The sequence below is a fragment of the Kribbella sp. NPDC051952 genome (assembly GCF_040680855.1).
Taxonomy (GTDB): domain Bacteria; phylum Actinomycetota; class Actinomycetes; order Propionibacteriales; family Kribbellaceae; genus Kribbella.
This window is the reverse complement of record NZ_JBFAXQ010000009.1, coordinates 49635-71636: the sequence shown is the minus strand read 5'-3', so window position 1 is coordinate 71636 and position 22002 is coordinate 49635. Positions and strand designations below refer to the sequence as shown.

General features: G+C 66.3%; 22 protein-coding genes. 11 read left to right on the top strand and 11 right to left on the bottom strand.

All coding sequences use genetic code 11. The annotated features are described in order from the left end of the window. Window positions 1-17: 17 nt before the first annotated feature. Window positions 18-776, bottom strand: a complete 759-nt coding sequence (locus AB0L70_RS18620) for a FadR/GntR family transcriptional regulator (RefSeq protein WP_363685529.1) — start codon at window positions 774-776, stop codon at window positions 18-20. 189 nt (window positions 777-965) lie between these two features. On the opposite strand from AB0L70_RS18620, the gene AB0L70_RS18615 reads away from it, so the two are divergent. From AB0L70_RS18615 to AB0L70_RS18575, 9 genes are read left to right on the top strand one after another with little or no spacing between them, the layout of a single operon-like run. Next, the gene (locus tag AB0L70_RS18615; RefSeq protein ID WP_363685527.1) at window positions 966-2471 is read left to right on the top strand and encodes an ABC transporter substrate-binding protein; all 1506 of its coding nucleotides are present in this window, start codon (window positions 966-968) and stop codon (window positions 2469-2471) included. After that, complete coding sequence (locus AB0L70_RS18610; RefSeq protein WP_363685525.1) at window positions 2468-3415, top strand: ABC transporter permease; 948 nt, start codon at window positions 2468-2470, stop codon at window positions 3413-3415. The genes AB0L70_RS18615 and AB0L70_RS18610 overlap by 4 nt, the downstream gene beginning before the upstream one ends. Then, window positions 3412-4230 carry an ABC transporter permease gene (locus tag AB0L70_RS18605; protein ID WP_363685523.1) on the top strand — a complete coding sequence of 273 codons (819 nt, stop codon included), beginning with the start codon at window positions 3412-3414 and terminating at the stop codon, window positions 4228-4230. The genes AB0L70_RS18610 and AB0L70_RS18605 overlap by 4 nt, the downstream gene beginning before the upstream one ends. Next, the gene (locus AB0L70_RS18600) at window positions 4227-5207 is read left to right on the top strand and encodes an ABC transporter ATP-binding protein (RefSeq protein ID WP_363685521.1); all 981 of its coding nucleotides are present in this window, start codon (window positions 4227-4229) and stop codon (window positions 5205-5207) included. Before AB0L70_RS18605 ends, AB0L70_RS18600 begins: the two co-directional genes overlap by 4 nt. Then, entirely contained in the window at window positions 5200-6060 is an 861-nt protein-coding gene (locus tag AB0L70_RS18595) for an ATP-binding cassette domain-containing protein (RefSeq protein WP_363685519.1), read from the top strand. Before AB0L70_RS18600 ends, AB0L70_RS18595 begins: the two co-directional genes overlap by 8 nt. Next, complete coding sequence (locus AB0L70_RS18590) at window positions 6057-7490, top strand: aldehyde dehydrogenase family protein (RefSeq protein ID WP_363685517.1); 1434 nt, start codon at window positions 6057-6059, stop codon at window positions 7488-7490. The genes AB0L70_RS18595 and AB0L70_RS18590 overlap by 4 nt, the downstream gene beginning before the upstream one ends. Window positions 7491-7499: 9 nt before the next feature. After that, window positions 7500-8264, top strand: a complete 765-nt coding sequence (locus AB0L70_RS18585; protein WP_363685515.1) for an SDR family oxidoreductase — start codon at window positions 7500-7502, stop codon at window positions 8262-8264. A 9-nt stretch (window positions 8265-8273) separates the two neighbouring features. Then, complete coding sequence (locus tag AB0L70_RS18580) at window positions 8274-9644, top strand: amidase (RefSeq protein WP_363685513.1); 1371 nt, start codon at window positions 8274-8276, stop codon at window positions 9642-9644. Between the two features lie 12 nt (window positions 9645-9656). Then, window positions 9657-10478 (top strand): hypothetical protein, encoded by an 822-nt coding sequence (locus tag AB0L70_RS18575; RefSeq protein ID WP_363685511.1) that lies wholly within the window; start codon window positions 9657-9659, stop codon window positions 10476-10478. Between the two features lie 94 nt (window positions 10479-10572). On the opposite strand, the gene AB0L70_RS18570 is transcribed toward AB0L70_RS18575, so the two are convergent. Beyond that, window positions 10573-11388, bottom strand: coding sequence for a L,D-transpeptidase (locus tag AB0L70_RS18570; RefSeq protein WP_363685509.1), 816 nt, complete (start codon window positions 11386-11388; stop codon window positions 10573-10575). 206 nt (window positions 11389-11594) lie between these two features. Between AB0L70_RS18570 and AB0L70_RS18565 the strand changes: the two genes are divergently transcribed. Then, window positions 11595-12338: a Type 1 glutamine amidotransferase-like domain-containing protein gene (locus AB0L70_RS18565; RefSeq protein WP_363685507.1), complete on the top strand. Its 744-nt coding sequence runs from the start codon at window positions 11595-11597 to the stop codon at window positions 12336-12338. Here AB0L70_RS18565 and AB0L70_RS18560 read toward each other — a convergent pair. Continuing rightward, window positions 12335-12751, bottom strand: a complete 417-nt coding sequence (locus tag AB0L70_RS18560) for a hypothetical protein (protein WP_363685505.1) — start codon at window positions 12749-12751, stop codon at window positions 12335-12337. The two genes, AB0L70_RS18565 and AB0L70_RS18560, sit on opposite strands and share 4 nt — an antisense overlap. A 173-nt stretch (window positions 12752-12924) precedes the next feature. Here AB0L70_RS18560 and AB0L70_RS18555 point away from each other — a divergent pair, with 173 nt between their 5' ends. Beyond that, window positions 12925-13812, top strand: a complete 888-nt coding sequence (locus AB0L70_RS18555) for a LysR family transcriptional regulator (RefSeq protein WP_363685503.1) — start codon at window positions 12925-12927, stop codon at window positions 13810-13812. On the opposite strand, the gene AB0L70_RS18550 is transcribed toward AB0L70_RS18555, so the two are convergent. The 8 genes from AB0L70_RS18550 to AB0L70_RS18515 all read right to left on the bottom strand — a co-directional run bounded on the left by AB0L70_RS18550 (window position 13809) and on the right by AB0L70_RS18515 (window position 21900). Continuing rightward, a complete protein-coding gene (locus AB0L70_RS18550) occupies window positions 13809-14558 on the bottom strand; it encodes an alpha/beta hydrolase (RefSeq protein ID WP_363685501.1) in 750 nt (249 codons plus the stop codon). The genes AB0L70_RS18555 and AB0L70_RS18550 overlap by 4 nt on opposite strands. Window positions 14559-14765: 207 nt before the next feature. Continuing rightward, window positions 14766-15740: an aldo/keto reductase gene (locus AB0L70_RS18545; protein WP_363685499.1), complete on the bottom strand. Its 975-nt coding sequence runs from the start codon at window positions 15738-15740 to the stop codon at window positions 14766-14768. A gap of 58 nt (window positions 15741-15798) precedes the next feature. Further along, window positions 15799-16752: a hypothetical protein gene (locus AB0L70_RS18540; RefSeq protein ID WP_363685497.1), complete on the bottom strand. Its 954-nt coding sequence runs from the start codon at window positions 16750-16752 to the stop codon at window positions 15799-15801. Then, on the bottom strand, window positions 16749-18050 hold the full coding sequence (locus tag AB0L70_RS18535) for a glycoside hydrolase (RefSeq protein WP_363685495.1): 1302 nt from the start codon (window positions 18048-18050) through the stop codon (window positions 16749-16751). Before AB0L70_RS18535 ends, AB0L70_RS18540 begins: the two co-directional genes overlap by 4 nt. A 2-nt stretch (window positions 18051-18052) precedes the next feature. Continuing rightward, the gene (locus tag AB0L70_RS18530) at window positions 18053-18826 is read right to left on the bottom strand and encodes a hypothetical protein (RefSeq protein WP_363685493.1); all 774 of its coding nucleotides are present in this window, start codon (window positions 18824-18826) and stop codon (window positions 18053-18055) included. Window position 18827: 1 nt separating this feature from the next. Beyond that, window positions 18828-19640, bottom strand: a complete 813-nt coding sequence (locus AB0L70_RS18525; protein ID WP_363685491.1) for a carbohydrate ABC transporter permease — start codon at window positions 19638-19640, stop codon at window positions 18828-18830. Then, entirely contained in the window at window positions 19637-20563 is a 927-nt protein-coding gene (locus AB0L70_RS18520) for a sugar ABC transporter permease (protein ID WP_363685489.1), read from the bottom strand. Before AB0L70_RS18520 ends, AB0L70_RS18525 begins: the two co-directional genes overlap by 4 nt. Beyond that, complete coding sequence (locus tag AB0L70_RS18515; protein WP_363685487.1) at window positions 20560-21900, bottom strand: extracellular solute-binding protein; 1341 nt, start codon at window positions 21898-21900, stop codon at window positions 20560-20562. Before AB0L70_RS18515 ends, AB0L70_RS18520 begins: the two co-directional genes overlap by 4 nt. Window positions 21901-22002: the final 102 nt, after the last annotated feature.

Here is a 22002-nt window from a genome sequence, read left to right as displayed (position 1 = left end):
AATGACACGAGATCCACCTAGTCATCTATGAGAGCGCGGAGGGTTTCCTGTTCGGGGTCGGGCACATACCCGGCGTAATAGTCGTACATGTTCTGCCGGGCGATCCGCGCGGCCGCGTGCCCGTCGCCGGCCCGGATCGCGTCCACCACCTCGGCGTGATGCTGCAGGGACTCCTGCATCAGGGCGCGGCTGTTCGGTGCGTGCGCGATCTTGTCCGAGATCAGGCTCAGTACGACGCCGCGTACGACCTCGTTGCAGGTCTGGATCAGCGAATTGCGGCTGATCCGCGCGATCACGTCGTGGAACGCCAGGTCCGCCTCGCTGAACGCGGCGAAGTCGACGTCGATCGCGGCTCGCATGGCGACCAGCGTCTCCTCCATCTCGGCGAGCTGTTCGGGCGTCCGCAGCCGGGATGCGACCTGGATCGCGGCGCCGTCCATGATCATCCGGAAGCCGATCAGCTCGGCCAGCGTGAGTTCGTCCACGCGCGCGAGCCGCACCATCTGCTTGCGCAGACCGGACTGCGAGAACGGCAGGAGCTCCGGTCCGTTCGGATCTCCCGGCCGGGACCGGACCACACCATTGCTCTCGAGCACCCGTAACGCCTCGCGCACGGTGGACCGGCTGACCTCGAACTGCGCCACCAGTTCCCGCTCACTCGGCAGCCGCTGACCCGGCGCGAGGTCGCCCCGGGCGAGCGCGTCCTCGACCTGTTCGACGATCCGTTGGTACGCACGCACGGGCTGCACCGGCTGGAACTGCGGGCCTCTCGCCATCTGTGCACCCCGTTTCGCCTTGACAGACCCGTGTGGTGCGACAAACCTAGTGCCCCACTGATACCTAGTCCACTGGTCAGACCAGTCACAGCTGCACGGCGAACTCCGCCGTACGGCGTGGCCCCGGTGGTACCGCTGGACCGGGTTCGTCAGAATGCGGCGACAGTTCGAGGCACTGGAGGAGTTCGCGTGAAGTGGTTGCCCACCCGTGCGGTCGCATTCGCCGCTGCGGCACTTTTGGCCCTGACCGCCTGCTCGGCAGGTTCGACTGCGTCGTCCGGCAGCTCACCGGGAGGTGATCAGCCACTGTCGATCGGCCTGGTCGCCGAGCCGGCCAGCCTCGACTTCACCACCACCGACGGCGCCGCGATCCCGCAGGTGCTCCTCGGCAATGTGTACGAGGGCCTGGTCAAGCAGGACGACTCCGGCAAGATCGTGCCGTCGCTGGCGAAGTCGTGGACCGTCTCGCCCGACCGGAAGACGTACACGTTCGATCTGGTCGACAACGCGAAGTTCACCAACGACAAGCCCTTCACCGCGGCCGACGCGGTGTTCAGCATCAACCGGGTCAAGACCGCCTGGACCACCTCGCTGAAGGCGGCCATGGATGTCGTGTCCGCGGCCAAGGCACTGTCGCCGACGCAGCTCCAGGTGACGCTGACCAAGCCGAGCAACGACTGGCTGTTCCGGATGACGACCCGGATCGGGGCGATGTTCTCCGAGACCGGCGTCAGCGCGCTGGCCACCGAGCCGATCGGCACCGGGCCGTACAAGTTCTCGAAGTGGAACCGCGGCGACTCGATCGTCATGGTCCGCAACGACAACTACCGTGGCAGCAAGCCGTTCTTCCAGCAGATCACGCTGAAGTACTTCAAGGATCCGACCGCGCTGAACAACGCGCTGCTGACCGGCACGATCAACGTGATCGGCACGGTCCAGGCGCCGGAAGCGCTCAGCCAGTTCACCAGCAACGACAAGTACCAGGTGATCGAGGGCACCACGAACGGCGAGGTGCTGCTGTCGTTCAACAACTCGAGGCCGGTCTTCTCCGACCTCCGGACCCGGCAGGCGATCCGGCAGGCGATCGACCACAAGGCTTTGCTGGACACGTGTTTCGCTGGTCGCGGCAAGCTGATCGGCAGCATGGTCCCGCCGACCGACCCCTGGTACGAGGACCTCACCGGCGTCGCGCCGTACGACCTGGCCAAGGCGAAGTCGTTGCTGCAGGCATCCGGTGCGGCCGGCAAGACGCTCCGGCTGCGGCTGCCGACGTTGCCGTACGCAACGTCCTGCGGGCAGGTCGTGAAGAGTCAGTTGGAGCAGGCCGGATTGAAGGTACAGATCGACCAGCTCGAGTTCCCGGCGGCGTGGTTGACCACGGTCTTCAAGAACGCCGACTACGACATGTCGATCATCGCGCATGTCGAGCCGCGTGACCTGGGTGCGGTGTTCAACGCGAAGTACTACACGCGCTACAACGATCCGACCCTGCAGGGCTATCTGGCGGCTGCGGATGCGGGTGACGAGGCCGCGCAGGTCGACAACATGAAGAAGGCGGCGCGGCGGCTGTCCGAGAACGCGGCCGGTGACTGGCTCTTCCTGCTGCCGAACCTGATCGTCGCCGACAAGAACCTCAAGGGACTGCCGGAGAACGCGATCACCGAAAGCTTCGACCTCTCCACGCTCGCGCGATGATTCTCCGACTGATCGAGCGCACGGGTGTGTTCTTGGTCAGCCTTGCGGTGAGTTCGGTGCTGGTGTTCGGGTTCATGGCGGTGCTGCCCGGCGACCCGGCCCGGGTCGCGCTGGGGGTGAACGCGTCCGATCAGGCCGTGGCCGAACTGCGTCGTCAGTTCGGTCTCGACCGGCCGTTGCCGACGCAGTACTTCGACTGGCTCGGCGGACTGCTTCGCGGTGATCTCGGGACGTCGTACGTCTCGAAGGTCGCGATCGGGCCGCAGGTGTTCGACCGGCTGCAGGTGACGCTGTGGCTGGTCGTCGCCGGCATGATCATCGCCTTGGTGGTGGCCGCTCCGGCCGGGACCGTGATGGCGTCTCGGCACCGTCAGGTCTCCGGGCTGGTGTTGTCGGCGTTCTCCCAGCTGGGGGTTGCGGTGCCCGCCTTTCTCGCGGGGATCCTGCTGATCATGCTGTTCGCCGTGAAGCTCGGCTGGCTGCCCGCGAACGGGTGGACTCCGCCGGCCCAGGACCCGGGCATGTTCCTGAAGCAACTCATCCTGCCTGCGCTCTCGCTCGGCCTGGTACAGGGTGCCGTGCTCACTCGGTATGTGCGCAGCGCGGTCCTGGAGGTGTTGCGGGAGGACTATCTACGGACGGCGCGGGCGAAAGGGCTCCGGCCGTTTCAGGCGTTGTGGCGGCACGGTTTGCGCAATGCCGCCGTACCGGTCGTAACGGTCCTGGGCCTTCAGCTGGCGACACTCTTGATCGGCGCCGTCGTTGTCGAGCGAGTCTTCGTGATCCCCGGGCTGGGCAGCCTGCTACTCGACGGCGTCTCCAACCGTGACCTCCTGCTCGTCCAGGACGTCGTGATGGTTCTCGTCATCGCCGTGCTCCTGGTGAACTTCGTGGTAGACCTCCTCTACGTAGCCCTCGATCCCCGATTGAGGACGGCATCATGAGGCGGCTGAACCCGAGCCTGGTTGCCGGTGGCGTGATTGTCGGCGTCATCGTGCTGATGGCGCTGGTGTCGTTCGTGTGGACGCCGTACGACGCAACCCTGGTGGACCCGGCTGGGCGGCTGGCCCATCCGTCCTGGCAGCACTGGTTCGGGACGGACAAGTTCGGGCGGGACGTGCTGAGCCAGATCATGGTCGGGTCGCGGACCACGCTGTTCGTCGGTGTGGTCGCGGTCGGGGTGGCGGCGGTGATCGGCGTACCGCTGGGGATTCTGGCGGCGATGACGCGGCGGTGGGCCTCGGAACTGGTGATGCGGGGCAACGATCTGCTGCTCGCGTTCCCGGCGTTGCTGTTGGCCATCATGTTCGGTGCGGTGTTCGGGGCCAGCACGCTGACGGCGATGGTTGCCATCGGCATCGCTTCGGTGCCGAGTTTCGCGCGGGTGATCCGGAGTGGGGCGCTGCAGGTGGTGCGGACCGAGTACGTGCTCGCGGCCCGGGCGGCGGGTCGGCAGCCGTGGCCGATCGCCGTCCGGCACGTGCTGCCCAATGTGACCAGTCTGATCACTGTGCAGGCGTCCGTTTCGTTTGCGATTGCTGTGCTGGCGGAGGCGGCGTTGTCGTTCCTTGGTTACGGCACTCCGCCGCCTACGCCGTCGTGGGGGCGGATGCTGCAGGAGAGCCAGGAGTTCTTGTTCAGTGCGCCTCGGTTGGCGATCTTCCCGGGTGTTGCGATCGCGATCGCCGTACTCGGTTTCAACCTGCTCGGCGACGGGCTGCGCGATCGGTTCGACCCGAAGCTGGAGGATCGCCGATGAGCGACGTACTCAGCGTTCGTGGGTTGAACGTCACCGTGCGGGACACGCCCTTGGTCTCCGATGTCGACCTGACGGTCGGGCCGGGGGAGCGGGTCGGGCTGATCGGTGAGTCCGGGTCCGGCAAGTCACTTACGGCGTTGAGCATTCTCGGGCTGCTTCCCGAAGATGTGTTGGCCTCCGGGTCGGTGCAGCTGGCCGGAGTCGACCACGATCTGATCGGGGCCGACGAGCGGCGGATGTCGCGGGTGCGTGGGCTGCAGATCTCGATGGTCTTCCAGGAGCCGATGACCGCGCTCAACCCGACCATGCGGATCGGTGACCAGCTCGCTGAGGCGATGCTGATCCACCACACTCGCTCGGGCCGCGGCGCCGCTCGAGCCGCTGCGGCCGAGCTCCTGGAGCGGGTGCAGTTGCCGGCGGACACGTTGCGGGCTTATCCGCACCAACTCTCCGGTGGCCAACGGCAACGAGTTGTGTTGGCGATTGCCTTGGCCAACGATCCTGCTCTCCTGATCTGCGACGAGCCAACGACCGCGTTGGACGTCACGGTGCAAGCACTCGTGCTCGACCTCATCGTCCAGGGCGTGGTGGCTCGGTCGTCCGCGCTGCTCTTCATCACCCACGACCTCGCCGTGGTCGCGACCGTGTGCGAACGCGTCCTCGTGATGTACGGCGGTCGCGTCGTCGAGTCGGGTCCGGTCGGTGAGGTGTTCACCCGCCCGCGCCACCGCTACACCGAGGGCCTGCTTGCTGCGTCGGATCTGGAGACTGCCGACCGGCGGCTGACCACGATCCCCGGCAATGTTCCGCCGGCCGGCCAGTTCCCGTCCGGCTGTGTCTTCCGCACCCGGTGCGCTCACGCCACGGAGATCTGCGCGACCCAACCTCCCTGGACCGACGGGTTCGCCTGCCACCACCCAGCCGGAGCCGTCGACGCCCCCGCCGCCCAGGACCGTCCCGGAGACGCTCATGCCTGATGATTTCAGCGGGCACCTCCCCGTGGCTGTCCAAGTGGTTGATGTGGTTCGCGATTTCCCGCGTCCACGGACCTCGCTGACCCGTCCGGCTCCCGTCGTACATGCCCTGCGCGGTGTGAGCCTCGAGGTCAAACAGGGTGAACGCTTCGGCATCGTCGGTGAGTCGGGCTGCGGCAAGTCCACGCTCCTGCGGATCATCGCCGCCCTCGACCGCGCCACCTCCGGCCATGTGATTGTCGAAGGCACCGACATCACCCGCCTGCCCGAACGACGACTGCGGTTCCTCCGCGAGAACCTCCAGCTCGTCTTCCAGGACCCGATGAGCTCCCTCGACCCGCGCATGCGCGTCCGCGACATCATCGCCGAACCACTCGTAGTCCAAGGGCATCCAGCCTCCGGAGAGCGCGTTCGTGAGCTGCTCGAAGCCGTCGGCCTGTCCGCGGACGCGGGTGACCGCTACCCGCACCAGTTCTCCGGCGGCCAGCGTCAGCGCATCTCGATCGCCCGAGCCCTCGCACCACGCCCGCGGATCCTGATCGCCGACGAACCCGTGAGCGCTCTCGACGTCTCCGTCCGCGCGCAGGTCCTCAACCTCATCTCCGACCTCGTCGACGAACTCAACCTCACGCTGGTCTTCGTCTCCCACGACCTGTCCGTCGTGAAGCACGTCTGCGACCGCGTCGCCGTCATGCATGCTGGCCAGATCGTCGAGACCGGCTTCACCGGCGACGTCTACGCGGCACCGCAGCACCCGTACACGCAGCGTCTCGTCTCGGCCATCCCGACCCTGCCGCGCGCGTTGTCCGGGGCAACGACGTCCGACCTGCTCACGACGAAGGGAGAACCCGCGTGAAGTTCCCAGCCGGCCTGCCAATCGGTGAGTCCTGGATCGAGACGCCATCCACCGCTCCGGTGATCTTCCCGTACGACGGTTCGACGGTGGCGGCAGCGCCCGTCGGGACTGTGGACCTGGCCCAGCAAGCGTTGGCGAATGCGCTCTCCGTCCGCGAGACAGTCGGCCGATTGTCGTCGTATGTACGCCGGAATGTCCTGCAGAGCGTGCATTCGGCCGTTCTGGCGGCACGTGATGACTTCATCGAGTTGCTTGTTCTCGAGACCGGTAAGCCGCTCGTTGACTGCCGGGTCGAGATCGACCGGACGCTGCTCACGTTGGAGACTTCGGCCGAGGAGGTCGCTCGGCTTCATGGCGAGACCGTGCCGCTCGACCTGCTTCCGAGCGGCGAGGGTCTGCTTGGTTTCTGGGTACGCAAGCCGATCGGTGTCGTTGTCGGTATCACTGGGTTCAACTACCCGCTGCTGCTCGCGGCCCATAAGATCGCGCCGGCGTTCGCGGCCGGTTGCCCGATCATCATCAAGCCCGCGCCGCAGACTCCGCTCGCCACTCTGTGGCTTGTTGACCTCATGCGCTCTGCGCTGCTTGAAGCGGGCGCACCGGAGAGTGCGGTGCAACTGGTCACCGGGGGAGCGGATGTCGGCGCGACCCTCACCACGAACGGCCGGATCGGTGCTGTCTCCTTCACTGGCTCCGCTGCCGTCGGCCACCAGATCGCGCGTGATGCGGCTCCGACCAAGGTGTTGCTCGAGCTCGGTTCCAACTCCGCGCTGGTGGTTGCCGAGGACGCCGATCTCGACGCGGCCGCCGACGCGATCATCCGCGGGGGCTACTACGCGTCCGGTCAGGCGTGCATCTCGGTCCAACGGGTGATCGCGGTCGAGTCGATCCGGGCGGCCTTGCTGGAGAAGCTCGGCGCGCGTCTGCCTACGGTCACGGTCGGGGATCCGCGGGATCCGGCGACTCGGGTGTCCGCGCTGATCGACCCCAAGTCGACCGCCCGGGTTCGGGATTGGGTGGAGGAGTCGGTCCATGCCGGCGCCACCATCGCCTACGCATCCGATGGTGAGGTCCTCGGACCGACGGTGCTGACCGACGTACCGTCCGGTCAGCTTGCCTGGGATGAGGAGATCTTCGGGCCGGTGATCGCCGTACGGTCGGTGCCGGATATCGACAGCGCTCTCCGGACCGTGAACGAGACCCGGTACGGGCTGCAGGCCAGCGTGTTCACGTCCTCGCTCGACACTGCGTTCAGCGCGATCGATCGGCTCGAGGTCGGGGGAGTGGTGATCAACGAGGTGCCGGGGTTCCGGTCCGACGTGATGCCGTACGGCGGGGTCAAGGACTCCGGCATCGGCCGCGAGGGACCACGATTCGCCATCGAAGAACTGACCACAACCCGGATGGCGATCATCCGCCCGCGGCCCTGAGAGGTGACCATGGACTACACGAACCTCTTCCGCCTGGACGGCAAGCACGTGCTGGTGATCGGCGCGGGGAGTGGGATCGGCCGGGAGAGTGCACTCGCCCTCGCCGCTCACGGAGCACGCGTCACGTGTGCCGACCGCGACGTCGCGGCCGCCGCGCAGACAGTCGGGTCCGGTCGGATGACGCCGTACGAACTGAATGTGCTGGATGACGCGGCGATCGAGCGGGCGGTCGTCGAGTTGGGGCCGGTCGACGTACTGGTGTTCACCGCGGCGACCAATGTGCGGAAGCGGATTGTCGACTACACCGCGGAGGACTTCGATCGGGTCGTGTCGCTGAACCTGCGTGCTTCGTTCCAGCTGATCCGTGCCTTCGGCAAGGAGATGGCGGAGCGGGGGAGTGGCAGCATCATCGGGTTCAGCTCGATCCGCGGTACGACGGTCGAGCCCGGGCAATCGGTGTATGCGGCAACCAAAGCCGGTCTCGTCCAACTGCTCCGGACCGCGGCCGCCGAACTCGGACCGTACGGCGTCCGCGCGAACGCGATCGCACCCGGCGTCGTCGAGACCCCGCTGACTGCCCAGATCAAGGCGAACCAGGAGTGGTACGACGCCTACGCACAGAAGGGCGCGCTGGGACGCTGGGCCCAACCGAGCGAACTCGCCGGCGCAGTCGTGTACCTGGCCTCCGACGCCGCCAGCTTCGTCACCGGCAGCGTCCTCGCCGTCGACGGCGGGTGGACCGCGGTGGATGGTCGCTTCAATCCACCGAACTAAGGAGCCTGCATGAGTCTTGCCGACTTGACCGCGACCGAACTGCTCTCGCAGTACCGCGACGGCTCCCTCACACCTGTCGAGGTGATCGAAGATGTACTCGCGCGGGTCGAGGAGTTGGAGCCTCAGATCTGCGCGACCTACGCGCTCGATCCCGACGGCGCGCGGGCGGCGGCGCAGGAGTCGGAGGATCGCTGGCGCGACGGCTCCGCCGGGGCGCTGGACGGCGTACCCGTAACGATCAAGGAGAACATCGCGACCCGCGGCACTCCGGTCCCGCAGGGCACCGCTGCGACGGAGCTCGTCCCGGCGGTTGAGGATGCTCCGGCGGCCGCTCGACTTCGCGCTGCGGGTGCGGTGATCTTCAGTAAAACAACGATGCCTGAGTACGGGATGCTCTCGTCCGGCGTCTCCACCTTCCACAAGCTGACCCGCAATCCGTGGGACCTGTCGAAGACCGCCGGCGGGTCCAGTGCGGGTGCCGCGGCGGCCGCGGCGGCTGGGTATGGGCCGATTCACCTGGGCACCGACATCGGCGGCTCGATTCGCTTACCCGCCGGGTGGTGCGGCCTGGTCGGCCTCAAGCCAACTCACGGACGTGTTGCCGTCGGCAACCCGTATCCGGGGCGGGCGATCGGCCCATTGACGCGTACGGCGGCCGACGCGGCGCTGGCGTTGTCCGTCATCTCCGGCTACGACCCTCGCGACCACACGTCGATCCCTCTGGCGTCGGACCGGTTCGAGATCAATGTTGCCGGACTTCGCGTGGCGTTGTTACTGGACGCCGGTGTCGGCCTGCCCGTCGACCCGTCGGTGACTGCGGCCGTTTCGTCGGCGGCCGCCGTGCTCGAGAAAGCGGGCGCGATCGTCGAACCGATCGCCCCGATCATCACCCGCGAGATGCTCGACGGCCTGGACCGCTTCTGGCGCGTCCGCTCCGCCGCGGACATCGCCGCCCTCCCCGAGGACCGCCGCGCCAAGGTCCTCCCACAGATCCGCGAGTGGGTCTCGACGGCCGGCGAACTCACCGGCTTCGACGTCTTCCACGGCTACACCCAAATGGGCGTGATGGCCGCCGCAGTAACCAAAACCTTCACGACGTACGACGTCATCCTCTCCCCGGTAGCCCCCATCACCGCCTTCCCCGCCGAACTCGCCTATCCCACAGACGACCCCCTGCGCCCCTTCGAACACATAGCCTTCACCGTCCCCTACAACATGTCCGCCCACCCCGCCACCACAGTCAACGTCGGCTGGTCCCCCTCCGGCCTCCCCATCGCCGCCCAACTCGCCGTACCCCACCACCAGGACCTGACCGCACTAGCGCTGGCCGCCTACCTCGACAACCACCAGCCCAACCAACGAGACTGGCCGATGAGGTGAGTTCTTGGTCTGATGGACGGCTCCGGCTTCGAGGACGCGGCAGCGCGCGCTGATCCACACCAGCGTGGCTTGATCTCGCACTGCTACCGGATGCTCGGCTCCGTGACCGAGGCAGTCGAGGTCGCCCGCGGTAACGCGACGTACGAGGCAGCCACGCGAGAGTGCCTGGAGCGCGCCACGACGCGTCCGCTCCCGACCGACCTGGCCGACGCGAGCGACGACCCCCAGGGCAAGCTGCAGCAACGCTCGGAGGTCCTCTGGCTCGAACCGTTCCCCGACGACCTCGCCGACGGCAACCTCGTCGACCTTTCGCTCATCGCCGCGCTCCAACGAATGCCCGCCGACCAGCGTGCCGCGGTGATCCTGCACGACCTGGAGCAGTGGTCCCCGGACCGGATCACCAACTTGCTCGGCCCGATCGATCTCCCTGGTGCGAGGGCCAGTCTCCGCCCGCAGCCCGGCCATCAGATAAATCGGCCCGCACTCGCCGCCGCCTACCGCGATGCTTTCGAGCAGTACGACGTACCCGCGATCCTCACGTTCTTCGCCGCCGACGCGATCTGGGAGATGCCGCCGTTCACGTCCTGGTTCCGCGGCCCCCGCAACATCGGCCGCCTCATCTCAACCCACTGCCCGGCGAAGGGCCCCGGCGATCAGGTCCTCGTCCCGCTCAAGGCCAACCGCCAACCAGCGTTCGCCGTCTACATGCGAGACCCGACCGACAACATCCACCGAGCCTTCCAACTCCAGGTCCTAACCCTCACCGCGGCCGGCATCATCCACGCGATCGCCTTCTTCGACCTGTCCCTCTTCCCCACCTCCCAGAACTCCTGACAGGCCTCCCACCCAACCCCTACGACGGCACCCCCAAACTCCACATCCAACGCCTCCACCACGACTAGGCGGCTCGCTGGGCCGGGGTGTTACCTCAGAATTCGCCGTAGACCTGGACTTTGGTGCCGATGGGGGTGTCGGCGAAGATTTGGTGGATTTCTGGGCGTAGGACTCGGACGCAGCGGTGGCTGGCGGGGTAGGGCTTGATGAGGGAGTTGACTCGGGAGCCGTGCAGGGCGATGCCGGGGCGGTCGCGGAGGAAGTAGAGGGAGTCGTACATGTACGCGTCCTCGTACAGGCTGCTCTCGTGGGCGCCGGCCCACTTGCGCCAGACCTTGCCGGTGCGGTTCGGGGTCTCGTATCCGGGGGCGCCGGTCGAGATCCAGACAATCCGCTTGTAGGTCTTCCCGACGATTTGGTACAGCATCTGGCAGGTCTTGTTCACGTAGATGCCGGGCGCGCGGGTCGGCGTCGGCTTGCTCGTTGCGTTGAGCACCGAATACGCGTCGTTCAGGTTGAGCCCGGCGCGGCTGATCGGCATCCCGTGGGTCTCGCGCCACGCGCACAGCGCCTGCTTGGCGCGGGCGGTGATGTCACCGTCGATGTCGCCGACCGGGTACCCGAGCTTGTCGAGTTGCTTCTCGACCCGGAGCGCGTAGTACGCCGGCTTCTGCTTCACCCTGGGCTTCACCGGAGTCGGCTTGGCGGTCGTCGGCGTCGCGGTCGTCTGGGAGGCGGACGGCGTACTGGACGTCCCCGTGCTGGAAGGCGCCGTACTGGAAGGACTGGAAGGCGCTGTGCTGGACGGGCTGTCCGACGGACTCGATTCACTCGCGGCCACGTCGGAACATCCGGCGAGCACGAACGCTAGTACGACGGCACCGGCAACGAGACCACGTCGACGCGACACGGATTCCCCTCTCCCTCGAGCTTTTTCAGGGTCGCAGAACCACAGTGAGTGATCCTGCAGCGACCCGCCGAGATTAGTGCGCCGAGGGTTCCCGGGCGTGTCGTTACCCGATCCCGTCACCGAACCGTTGTCGACCACGGCTCCAGGCCTGCTGAATGTCGGCGCAATGCCCTACCTTCGATCCACTACCTCAGGAAGGCAGGAACATGAAGGCTCTCCTCACCTCGGGCGGGATCACCAACAGCACCATCGAGGACGCACTGATCGACCTGCTGGGCAAGCCGATCGCCGAGTGCAGCGCCCTCTTCATCCCCACTGCCATCTATGCGTTCCCCGGCTCGCCGTACATGGCGTACCGGGCGATGAGCGGCCAGGCTCCGTCGCGGTTGGCGAGCCTGGGGTGGAAATCGTTGGGGATCCTCGAGTTGTCGGTGCTTCCGAGCATCGAGGAGGACGCCTGGGTGCCAACGGTCCGGGACGCCGACGCGCTGCTTGCCTGGGGCGGCGACCCGATGTTCCTTGCCGACTGGATGCAGCGCTCCGGTCTGGCCGAGCTACTGCCGAAGTTGCGCCCCGAGGCGGTTTACGTCGGGGTGAGCGCCGGGAGCATGGCTGTGACCTCGACCTTCGTCGAGACCTACACCGAACCGCCGCACGGGACCGATGCGCCGCTGAAGGTGGAGCCGGTTGTCTTCTCGACGCCCGACGGTGACGTGGACAGACTCCTGGTCACGGGTCAGGGTGCGGGACTCGTCGACTTCGCGGTGATCCCGCATCTGCAGCACGAACACCACCCGGACGCGTCGTTCGCCAATGCCGAGAAATGGGCGGCCCGGATTCCGGCCCCGACGTACGCGATCGACGACGACTCCGCCATCAAGGTGGTCGACGGAGTCGCCGAGGTCGTCTCCGAGGGAGAGTGGAGGCTGTTCGAGCCGCTGAAGGACTAGAGGCCCAGGTCCCGGAGGAATTCTGGCTTGTATGCCTGAATGGCGACGTACCGGGGGTCCGGCACCTCCATGCCCGCGTTCTTCGCCTCGTCGCTGGCGGCGTCGTGTTCGCCGACCGGTACGTTCGGGTCGGTCCAGTCCTGCTCGGCCGGATTCCAGCGCGTCACCGTGTACTCGGCCTGCAAGTTGTCCGCGGCAACGAGTTCCTTGGCGGTCCGCTCGGCCTCGAGCGCATCTTCGAGGGTGTGCGTGTAGAGCAGCATCCGGTTCCCGTCCCGGGTCACCGTCACCTGACTCCCGAGCCGCTTCTGCGCGTCGTCATCCAGATCCAGCGCCCGCAACCGATCCCAGACCGACAACCCGTGCTCCTCGCTCCCGAGCACCACCTCAACCCGAAACTCCTCATCCGCCATGCCGCTTACCCTACCGATCCCACCGGCTCTCCCCGTCCCCAGCCGCCCTCACCCGCCCGCGCGAGCGGCTGGGGAGGTTCGTGCACCCGAATCGGGGTGCGATCCTCCCCAGCCGGCCGCCAACATGCGGGGGAGGTGAATCGATTGGGTTCGATCTACTAGAGTTCTTAGTTATGGAGCTCAGGCACTTGGAACACTTCGTGGCGGTGGCGGAGCAGAAGCATTTCACCCGGGCCGCTGAGGCGATGTCGATCTCGCAGTCGGGGCTGTCCGCCTCGATCCGCGCGCTCGAACGGGAGCTCCGTGCCTCGCTCTTCGTCCGCAACACCCGCAGCGTCGAGCTCACCGAGGCTGGGCGGGCGCTGCTGTGTGAAGGACGTCGTACGCTCGCAGCCGCCGAAGCAGCCAAGGACGCCGTCGCCGCGGTGCAGGGTCTGCTGCGCGGGCACCTGACGGTTGGGCTCGAGCAGTGCCTCGGGGTGGTCGACGTACCAGCGCTGCTCTCCAAGTTCCGCTCCGCCTATCCGGGCGTGGAGATCGAGGTGCGGCAGGCGGGCTCGACGCCGATGCTCGACGAGTTGGCGTCGGGCCGACTCGACGTAGCCTTCGTCGCGACGGCCGGCGACCCGGTCGAGGGCCTCGACCTCCGGCCGCTCTCACGCGAGTCGATGGTCCTCGTCTGCGCCCCCGACCACCGCCTCGCCAACGCGACCGCGGTCTCGCTCGACGACCTGGCGGGGGAGTCGTTCGTCGACTTCGACCCCACCTGGGGCGCCCGCGCGATCTCAGACCGCGCCTTCACCACCGCCGGCGTCGCTCACCCGGTGACGATCGAGGTGAACGACGTACACACGCTCCTGGCTCTCGTCGCGCACAACCTAGGCGTAGCCCTCGTCCCCGAGCGCATCGCCGCCAAACGAGGCGACCACATCACCGTCCCTCTGGTTCCCGGCTGCGCCGCCGACTGGCAGGTCTCCGTAGCCGTCCCCGCCGGCACCGCCGCCTCCCTAGCCGCAGACGCCCTCATAGGCATGCTCCCCACCACCGCGGTCCACGCCTAGTCCGTGCCGTGCCCGACCCAGCTCAACAGCTGCATCTCGGGCTCTTGCCGCGGACCGAAATGACCGCCGTCGACCCAGATCAACTCGGCGTTGGGGATGTGGTGTACGAGCCATTCGCCATGCGCGGGCGGCACCGAGGTGTCACCGCGCGCCAGCATGATGCGTGTCGGCACGTGGACGTCCTCGACGGATAGCCCCCAGTCACGTGCGTCCGACAGGCAGTCGTCGACGTACCCAGCCGGACCTTGGCGACTCGACTCCTCGAACGCTTCCAGCAGCATCGCTCGATCGTCCTCGGGAGCATCCAGGTCGGGCATGCCTGCCCTCACCCAGTCCATCGTCTCGCGCCAGTCGGCCTCCAGCGCCGCTTCGCCCAGCAGCGCATGCTCCCAGCCGTGCCGGGCGTACTCGTCCATTGCGTCGTAGAAGTCGAGCCCCTCGGCGGTGAAAGGAGCTGATCCGACAACAGTGGCGCACCGATTCACCCGATCCGGCAGCAGAGCAGCGGCAGCCAACGTCGGCGAGGAGCCGCCCGACACGCCCGCGACCCCGAACTGCTCCAGCCCGAACGCGTCCGCGATCGCCCGGATATCGGCCGCCGCATCCGCCCCGCGCCGACCCGGGAGCCGCGTGGACACCCCATAACCCGGCCGATCGTAGGTGAACACCCGAAGGTGCCTGCGGGCATACTCATCACCCGGTTCACGCAGAAACCTGCTCCCCGGTGTCCCGTGCAACCAAAACATCGGAGCCCCGTCGGGATCCCCCCACACGCAAACGCCCAACCTCCGACCATCCGGAGTGTCGACAATCTTCGTCCGCTCGTCCACGGCTTCCCCCACTCGCGCTGCCGTTTCTTGCAGCATGGCTTCTCAACCGGAAGCCCGCCATGGCGCGGCTCGATGTGTGCCGATGACTTATCGGCACACATCGAGCGGGGGAGCTGTCAGCTCTTACCAGGCGTAGTCCTCGGGGGAGGTTTTGTAGCCGGGGAAGATTTCGTCGAGGCGGTTGAGGGCCTTTTCGTCGAGCTTGACGTCTACCGCGCGTACGGCGGACTCGAGTTGCTCCATGGTCCGTGGGCCGACGATCGGGCCGGTGACGGCGGGCTGGTGGAGGAGCCAGGCGAGGGCCAGTTCGCCGGGCTCGTGGCCGAGTTCGTCGGCGAACGCCTCGTACTGCTCGATCTGGGGACGCAGCTTCTCGAGAGTCTCCTTGGCGCGACCCTCAAGACGGCGTACGCCTTCGTTCTCCTTGCGTACGACGCCGCCGAGCAGGCCGCCCTGCAGCGGCGACCACGGGATCACGCCGAGGCCGTAGTGCTGTGCGGCCGGCAGGACCTCGCGCTCGACGTCGCGGACGAGCAGGTTGTAGATCGACTGCTCGCTGACCAGGCCGATGTAGTTGCGACGGGCCGCGGCCTCCTGGGCCTGCGCGATGTGCCAGCCGGCGAAGTTGCTGGATCCGGCGTACAGGATCTTGCCCTGCTGGATGGCGACGTCGATCGCCTGCCAGATCTCGTCCCACGGGGTGGCCCGGTCGACGTGGTGGAACTGGTACAGGTCCACATAGTCGGTCTGCAGCCGCTTCAGCGACGCGTCCAGCGCCCGCCGGATGTTCAGCGCGGACAGCTTGCCCTCGTTCGGCCAGCCGTCGCCCATGTCGCCGTACACCTTGGTGGCGAGCACGGTCTTGTGCCGGTTCGCCGGGTCCTTCGCGAACCACTCGCCGATGATCTCCTCGGTCCGCCCCGGGTAGATGGCCCGCCCGTACCCGTTCGCGGTGTCGAAGAAGTTGATGCCCTTGTCATGCGCCGCGTCCATGATCGCGTGCGCGTCCCCCACCTCGGTGTGAGGACCGAAATTCATCGTCCCCAGCACGATCCGACTAACCGACAACCCAGTACGCCCAAGATGAGTGAAATCCATATCTCCACCCTCGCGCGCTGACGCCAACTCTTCCAACAAAAGAATCAGGACAGTGCCATCACTTGAGCTTCTGAGTCAGCCTGGTCCGCGCGATCTCGGTCGGATCCGCCCCACCTTCGGCGATCGCATCCAGCAACGCGCCGAGCAAAGCGGGGTCATGCGTGTGCTGGAGGTCGAGAACCAGTTCACGGCGTGAGCAGGTACGCCGAAGCGCGGTGAACAGAGGCGCCTCCGGCTCCCGGACCAGACCGCCGCCGACCACCACCGTGACCGGGTCCGTCAGCCCGCACGTCCGCGCGAGGGTTTCGATGTAGTCAGCCAAACGCTCCGTCTGCGTCTCCACCAGCCCAGCCACCACCGGATCGTCATCGATCAGCGCCAGAACCGACGGAGCATGCGCAGCCAGCGACGCAAACGACACGGTGTTCCCGCGCCGAGTGGTGGTCTCGAGCATCTCCTCCGGAGTCGATGCGCCGAACAGAGGCGGCAGTACGGCGCCAAGCTTCGTGGACTCGCCCAGTCCCAGCTCAGCCAGATACACCGCCCGTAACGCCTCGCTGACCAGGCCCGCACCGCCGAGTGGGTGCTGCAACCACCACGACAGCGCCCACTCCTTCACCGGCCCGCGGCCTGCGAGTGCAGCGCCCGTACCCAGAACAACCGAGATGCCCTGCCCATCGAGCCGACCGCACCGAATCAGCGCGAAACCATCGTTCTTGACGCTGAACGAGCCGAAAGGCAGGGCAGCCTCCCAGAACTCCCCGTCAACGGGCCAGTCCACCCCAGCGAGCCGAAACGCCGCATGCCTGATGTCGGAGGACTGCAGGCCGGCGGAGTCCAGTACATCGCCGACCAGCCCGAGTACGACGGACTTCGCCGCCTCAGGCCCGGCCGGGGCGTAGATGTCGCCGACGCCGCCCCGGGCGAGGCCGAGGAGTTCGCCGTCGGCCGTCGTCACACCCGCCCAGGTCTTGGTGTTCCCGGCGTCGACGGCGAGAAAGGCATCCTTCACCTGAGCAGTCTCTCCGGCAGGTAGGCCGCGTGCGCCGCGGCCATCTCGTCGTACAGGTTCTCCGCGATCGACAGGTCGGGCACCAGTGGGTTTGCGACGAGTGCCCGGATCGCGTCGGCCCGCGTCCCCTCCCAGGCCGCCTTCGCCGCCAGCCTCTGGTAGTCGGCCAACTGCCGCGTGATGCCCCGGACAGCAAGCGGCAGCGGCTGCTGCGGCTCGATGTGGCAACCCTTCCGATCGACCGTGCAGTAGACCTCGACGACAGTCTCCGCATCGAATCCGGGCAATGCATTGTCAACATTAGGAAGGTTGACAGGTAGACGCGCGCCGGTGTCGTTGTAGTAGGCGCTCATCACGTCGATGGCGAGCTCGAGCTCATGGATCCCGCCGCGCGACCGGGCCGGATCGAGGTGGGGATGCGTGGCGTCAGCTTGCTCGCGGTAGTGGTCCCAGTAGCCCGGAACCGCGTCCATGATCACTTCCGAACGAGTCCGGCGCGCAGCCTGCTGGTCGCGGAACACCTCGTTGCGGAAGTAGTAGTAGTTGAAGTAGTCCGACGGAATCGACCGCATCACGACCGCGAGGTGCAGGGCCCGCTTCGAGTTCGGATCCAGAGTCGGGTCGTCCTTGCGGCGTTCCCACGCGGCGTCGAGCAGTGGCATGACGTCCTGGTCGTCGTACAGGTGTTCGTAGCTCCAGCAGTTGTGGTTCACCCCGGCCATCGTGACCTTGGCCCGCTCGGGGTCTAGGCCGGCCGCCCTGAGGACCACGGGCGGGAACACGATCGGGCCTTCGCACATCGAATAGATCGGTACGGGCGTGTAGTCCGCGACCGCCTGGGACACGATGTTGACCGGGTTGGTGTAGTTGAAGATCACCGCGTCCGGCGCGACGGCCTGCAGGTCATCGGTGATGCTGCGCATGTCGTTGATCGACCGCAGCGCCATGAAGAACCCGCCGGGTCCTTGTGTCTCCTGACCGATCACACCGTGCTTGATCGGGATGCGTTCATCGAGCGCGCGGGCCGCAAAGTTCCCGGGGCGGAAGCTCGTCAGTACGGCGTCGACGTCGGCCAAACCGGCTCGCTGATCGGTGGTCGCCGTGACGGTGATGCCGTCACCACCCTCGGCGGCGAGCTTCTTGGCGATCGTGAGGACGGTCTCGAGGCGCTCCGGATCCTTGTCGATGAGCACCACCTCCGATCCCGCGAACTCCTTCCCGTGCCACAAGAACGAAGCCATCGTGCCGGCCGCCCGCGAGGAGCCGCCGCCGATGTAGGCCATCTTGATTCGAGCCATGCTTATGAGACTCCTTCTCGTTCTGAATTCAGAGCGGCTGCTTCGTCCGCGTAGATGCGGGCATTGCGGCAGGCGTGGACGATGGTCGCCGGCCAGTTCGGGTCATAGCTGTCGGTACGCCGGATGCGATCGAACGCGTACGCCTTGTTCGGTCCCCACAGCAGCATGACCGCGGAGTGCGAGAGGCCGGCCAGTTCCGCCGTACCGATGGTGACGCCGTACGTCGGAACGTCGGCGATCGACTGCAGATTCGCGAAGGTGGAGAGGTTGTCCCGACGTGTTGAGTCAGGCAGCTCGACGACCCGGGTGGGTGCGTCGCGCGGCGTCCCGGGTCCGTTGAGGGCCACGTGGCCATCGCCCTGACCACTGGCCAGCAGGAAGAGATCGATGCCACCCAACGCGAGGATGTCCCGCTCGAAGGCACCAGGGTCGTTGGGATTGGGGGCGAGTAGACAATCCGAATGTAGACCGAGGGGCCCTATCAGGTTCCTCTGCGCCCAACCGACGCAGCTGTGGGGCGTGTGTGCGGGCAACAGTTGCCATTGGCCGGGCTGCCCGACGACGTACTCATCCATCATCACGACCCGCAAGCCGTCCAAGCGGACGCCGCACTGAGGTGCCAGCCGCTGCAGGGCTTCTGCCACGGGAGTCGCACTACGACCGGCCGGGAAGCCGACGACGTACCGATCGGTGACGGCGAGCTGGTCGAGGATCTGCTCCGCCACGATCTCGCCGATCTCGGCAGCGGAAGGCACTACGGTGATGGGGGTCGTCACGTCACTCCTTGACCGCGCCGGCCATGACGCCGCTGATGAACTCACGCTGGAAGAACAGGTACAAGGCAACGACCGGCAACGAGACGATCAGCGAACCGGCCGCCATCAGGTTGACCTGCAGCACGTGCCGGCCCTGAAAGGCGCCCAAGGCAACGGTCGCGGTCTGCTTGGTGGGATCGCCCAAGAAGATCAGGGACAGGAAGAAGTCGTTCCAGGTCCACATGAACGACAGCAGGACCAGGGTGAGGATCGCGGGACGGGCCATCGGGACGAGGATCCGCCACAGGACGTTCCACACACCCGCTCCGTCGACCGCGGCGGAGTCCATCACCGAGCGGGGGAGTGCTCTGAACGTCGCCCGCATCCAATACGTCCCGAACGGAACGCCCATCCCCAATTGGATGATCACCAGTCCCAGCCAGGAATTGGTGAGTCCGATGCGCTCGAACTCGTAGTACAGCGGAATGACGATCACCTCGGTGGAGACCATCATCCCGAGCAGGATCACCGGGAAGAGGAACCGCTCGCCAACCACGCCGAGTATGCCGAACGCATAGCCGGAAAGGATCGCGAGAATCGTCTGGCCGATCACCGCGCTCACGGTGATGACGAGGGATGCGTACATGGAATGCGCGAGGTTCCCGTCGTGCCAGGCTGCGCTGAAGTTGCCCCACGAGATCCTGGAGAGGTCCAGCGCGCCCGAGCTGTTCGGGCTCAGGGAAGTAAGTACGAACCACGCGACAGGGAACAGCACTCCGATCGTCAGCGCGATGACGATCACGTAGTTGGTGACGCGCTCGGTCCTGGAGATCATCGATCTTTGTTCTCCATGATCCGCGTGATCGCGACCGCGATACCGAGACAGAGAACGGCCAGTACGACGCCAGTCGCCGAAGCCTTACCGACATCCGGATTGACGAAAGCCAACTGATAAAGGAGAAGCGCCGGTGTAGTCGTGGATGTTCCGGGACCGCCCTGGGTCGTGATGTAGACCATGTCGAAGGTCCGGAGCGCACCGGTGATTGTCAACGTCAGGGCAATCGCCATCTGTCCACGCAGACTGGGCAGAGTGATCAGCCGGAACTCCTGCCACCTGCTCGATCCGTCCAACCGCGCGGCCTCGTAGAGCTCGTCCGGGATCGCGAGAATGCCGGCCAGGAACAGCACCATGGTGAATCCGAATCCGCCCCAGACCCCGATCATGCCGAGTGAAGGCAGCGCCCAGGTGAAATCACCGAGCCAGTTGCGGGTCAGACTGTCCAGGCCGATCAGACGCAATGCGCCGTTCAACGGGCCGTCGGGGGCGTAGATGCGCTTCCAGATGATGGCGACGACAACACTCGTCAACACCTGCGGGAGAAAGAGGAACCAGCGGTAGATGCCCTCACCGCGGATCTTCGCCCGGCTGAGCAATGCTGCGCTGATCAGGCCGAGACCCAGCGGGATCAGGCCGAACATGACGATGAGTACGAGCACGTGGACGAACGCGGCGTACATCCTCGGGTCGCGTCCGAATTCCAGGTAGTTCTGGATCCCTATCCAGGTCGGCTGGCTGACTCCATCCCATTTGTAGAAGGAGTAGTTGACCGTTTGGATCAGCGGTACCAGGACGATTGCGGCGTACAACAGAAGGGCGGGGGAGAGGAAGAGTAATCCAATCCAGCGGCGCTTCTTGGCTTGTCGCGAGACGGCCCGCGTTCTCGGCTTCGCGCGTACCGCCAGGGTTTCAGCGGTCATCGTCCGGCCTGGAACTTGTCGTAGTCGGCCTGGACGGCCTTGATCACCTCGTCAGGCGTGCTCCGGCCGGCGAGTAGCGACTGCACCTGGCCGCCGAGCGTGTCCAGCATCGAGGGTGTGGACCAGTCGAAGTACGGGACGTAGCCGTTGTCCTGGTCGAGCGCCCGCTGGCCGGCGATCTCCGTACCGAACTCGGGATTGTCCGCCGGCGCCTTCACCTCGTTGAGGAGGGGGAGCAGCCCATTCTGTACGACGTACTGCGCAGTCTCGGGGCCCGCGAGGAAGTCGAGGAACGAGGCCGCGACCTCCGGGTTCTTGCATTTGGAGCCGAGGGCAACGGCCGTGGAGGCGCCGGTGCCGACGACCTTCCCGCCTTCGACCTGGGGGAGCTGCACGTAGCCGTAGTCCTGCTTCTGGGATCCCTTGAACGCAAGGGTTCCCGTGTACTCGAACCGGAACGCGGACTTGCCCTTGAGGAAGTTGTCGCTGGCATCGGCGTACTGGATGCCGGCATGGTTCGGCGTGAGCCAGCCCTTGTCCGAGTACGACTTGAGGCGGTCCGCGGCCTCCTTCATCCCGATCTCGTCCGCCTTGACGGAGCCCGTCGAGTACACGAAGTCGTTGATCTTCTTCTGGTCGCCGAACAGGTCCTGCAGGGCCAGGAGAATCGCGGTGGACGAACCTTTGTCCTGGGAGCCATAACCGATCGGAATGACGCCGGCGGTCTTGGCCTTCGTGCAAGCGTCCTCGAACGATTGAAGGTCTTTCGGGACATCGGCGCCGATTTTGTCCAGGACGGTCTTGTTGTAGTAGAGGCCGATCAGCGATGAACTGGCGACGGGAGTGGCGAACAACGATCCCGAGCCCATCTCGCTGCCGTCGGGGCTGAACTGAGTCTGGCGCATGATCGTGCTCGGGAACTTGTCCCAACCGAACGCCTTCGAGTAGCCGTCCAGGTTGAGGACGAGGCCGGCCTTCGACAACGTGCCCAGGGACTGCCAGCCGTTGTTGACCGTGATGATGTCCGGCGGGGTCTTCTCCTTCAAGCGCAGGTTGGCGGTCTGGGTCAGCTGACCCCAGTCGACGGACGTGCGCTTGATCGTTACATTCGGGTACTTCTGCTTGTACGCCTTGACCGCGTTGGCGACCCACTGAGCGGCGTCACCGGACCACCAGTCGAGCATCGACAGCGTGACCGCGCCGGCGCCCGCGACATCGATCGACTTGGCGGGCGTGGTCGGGGCGCTGCTGGCTTTGGTGCCCTGCGGCGCGCAGCCCGCCACTGTGAACAGGCCGAGCGCTGCTCCCGACTTCAACACCGTCCGCCTGCTGACCATCGTCGACTCCTTCGTCCTGGGCTTTCCGCCACCTTACGACGTTAAAACCAGTTAGACCAGACCCAACCAGTTTGTGTTAGTCACGCTTCTGATGGTCCAGAA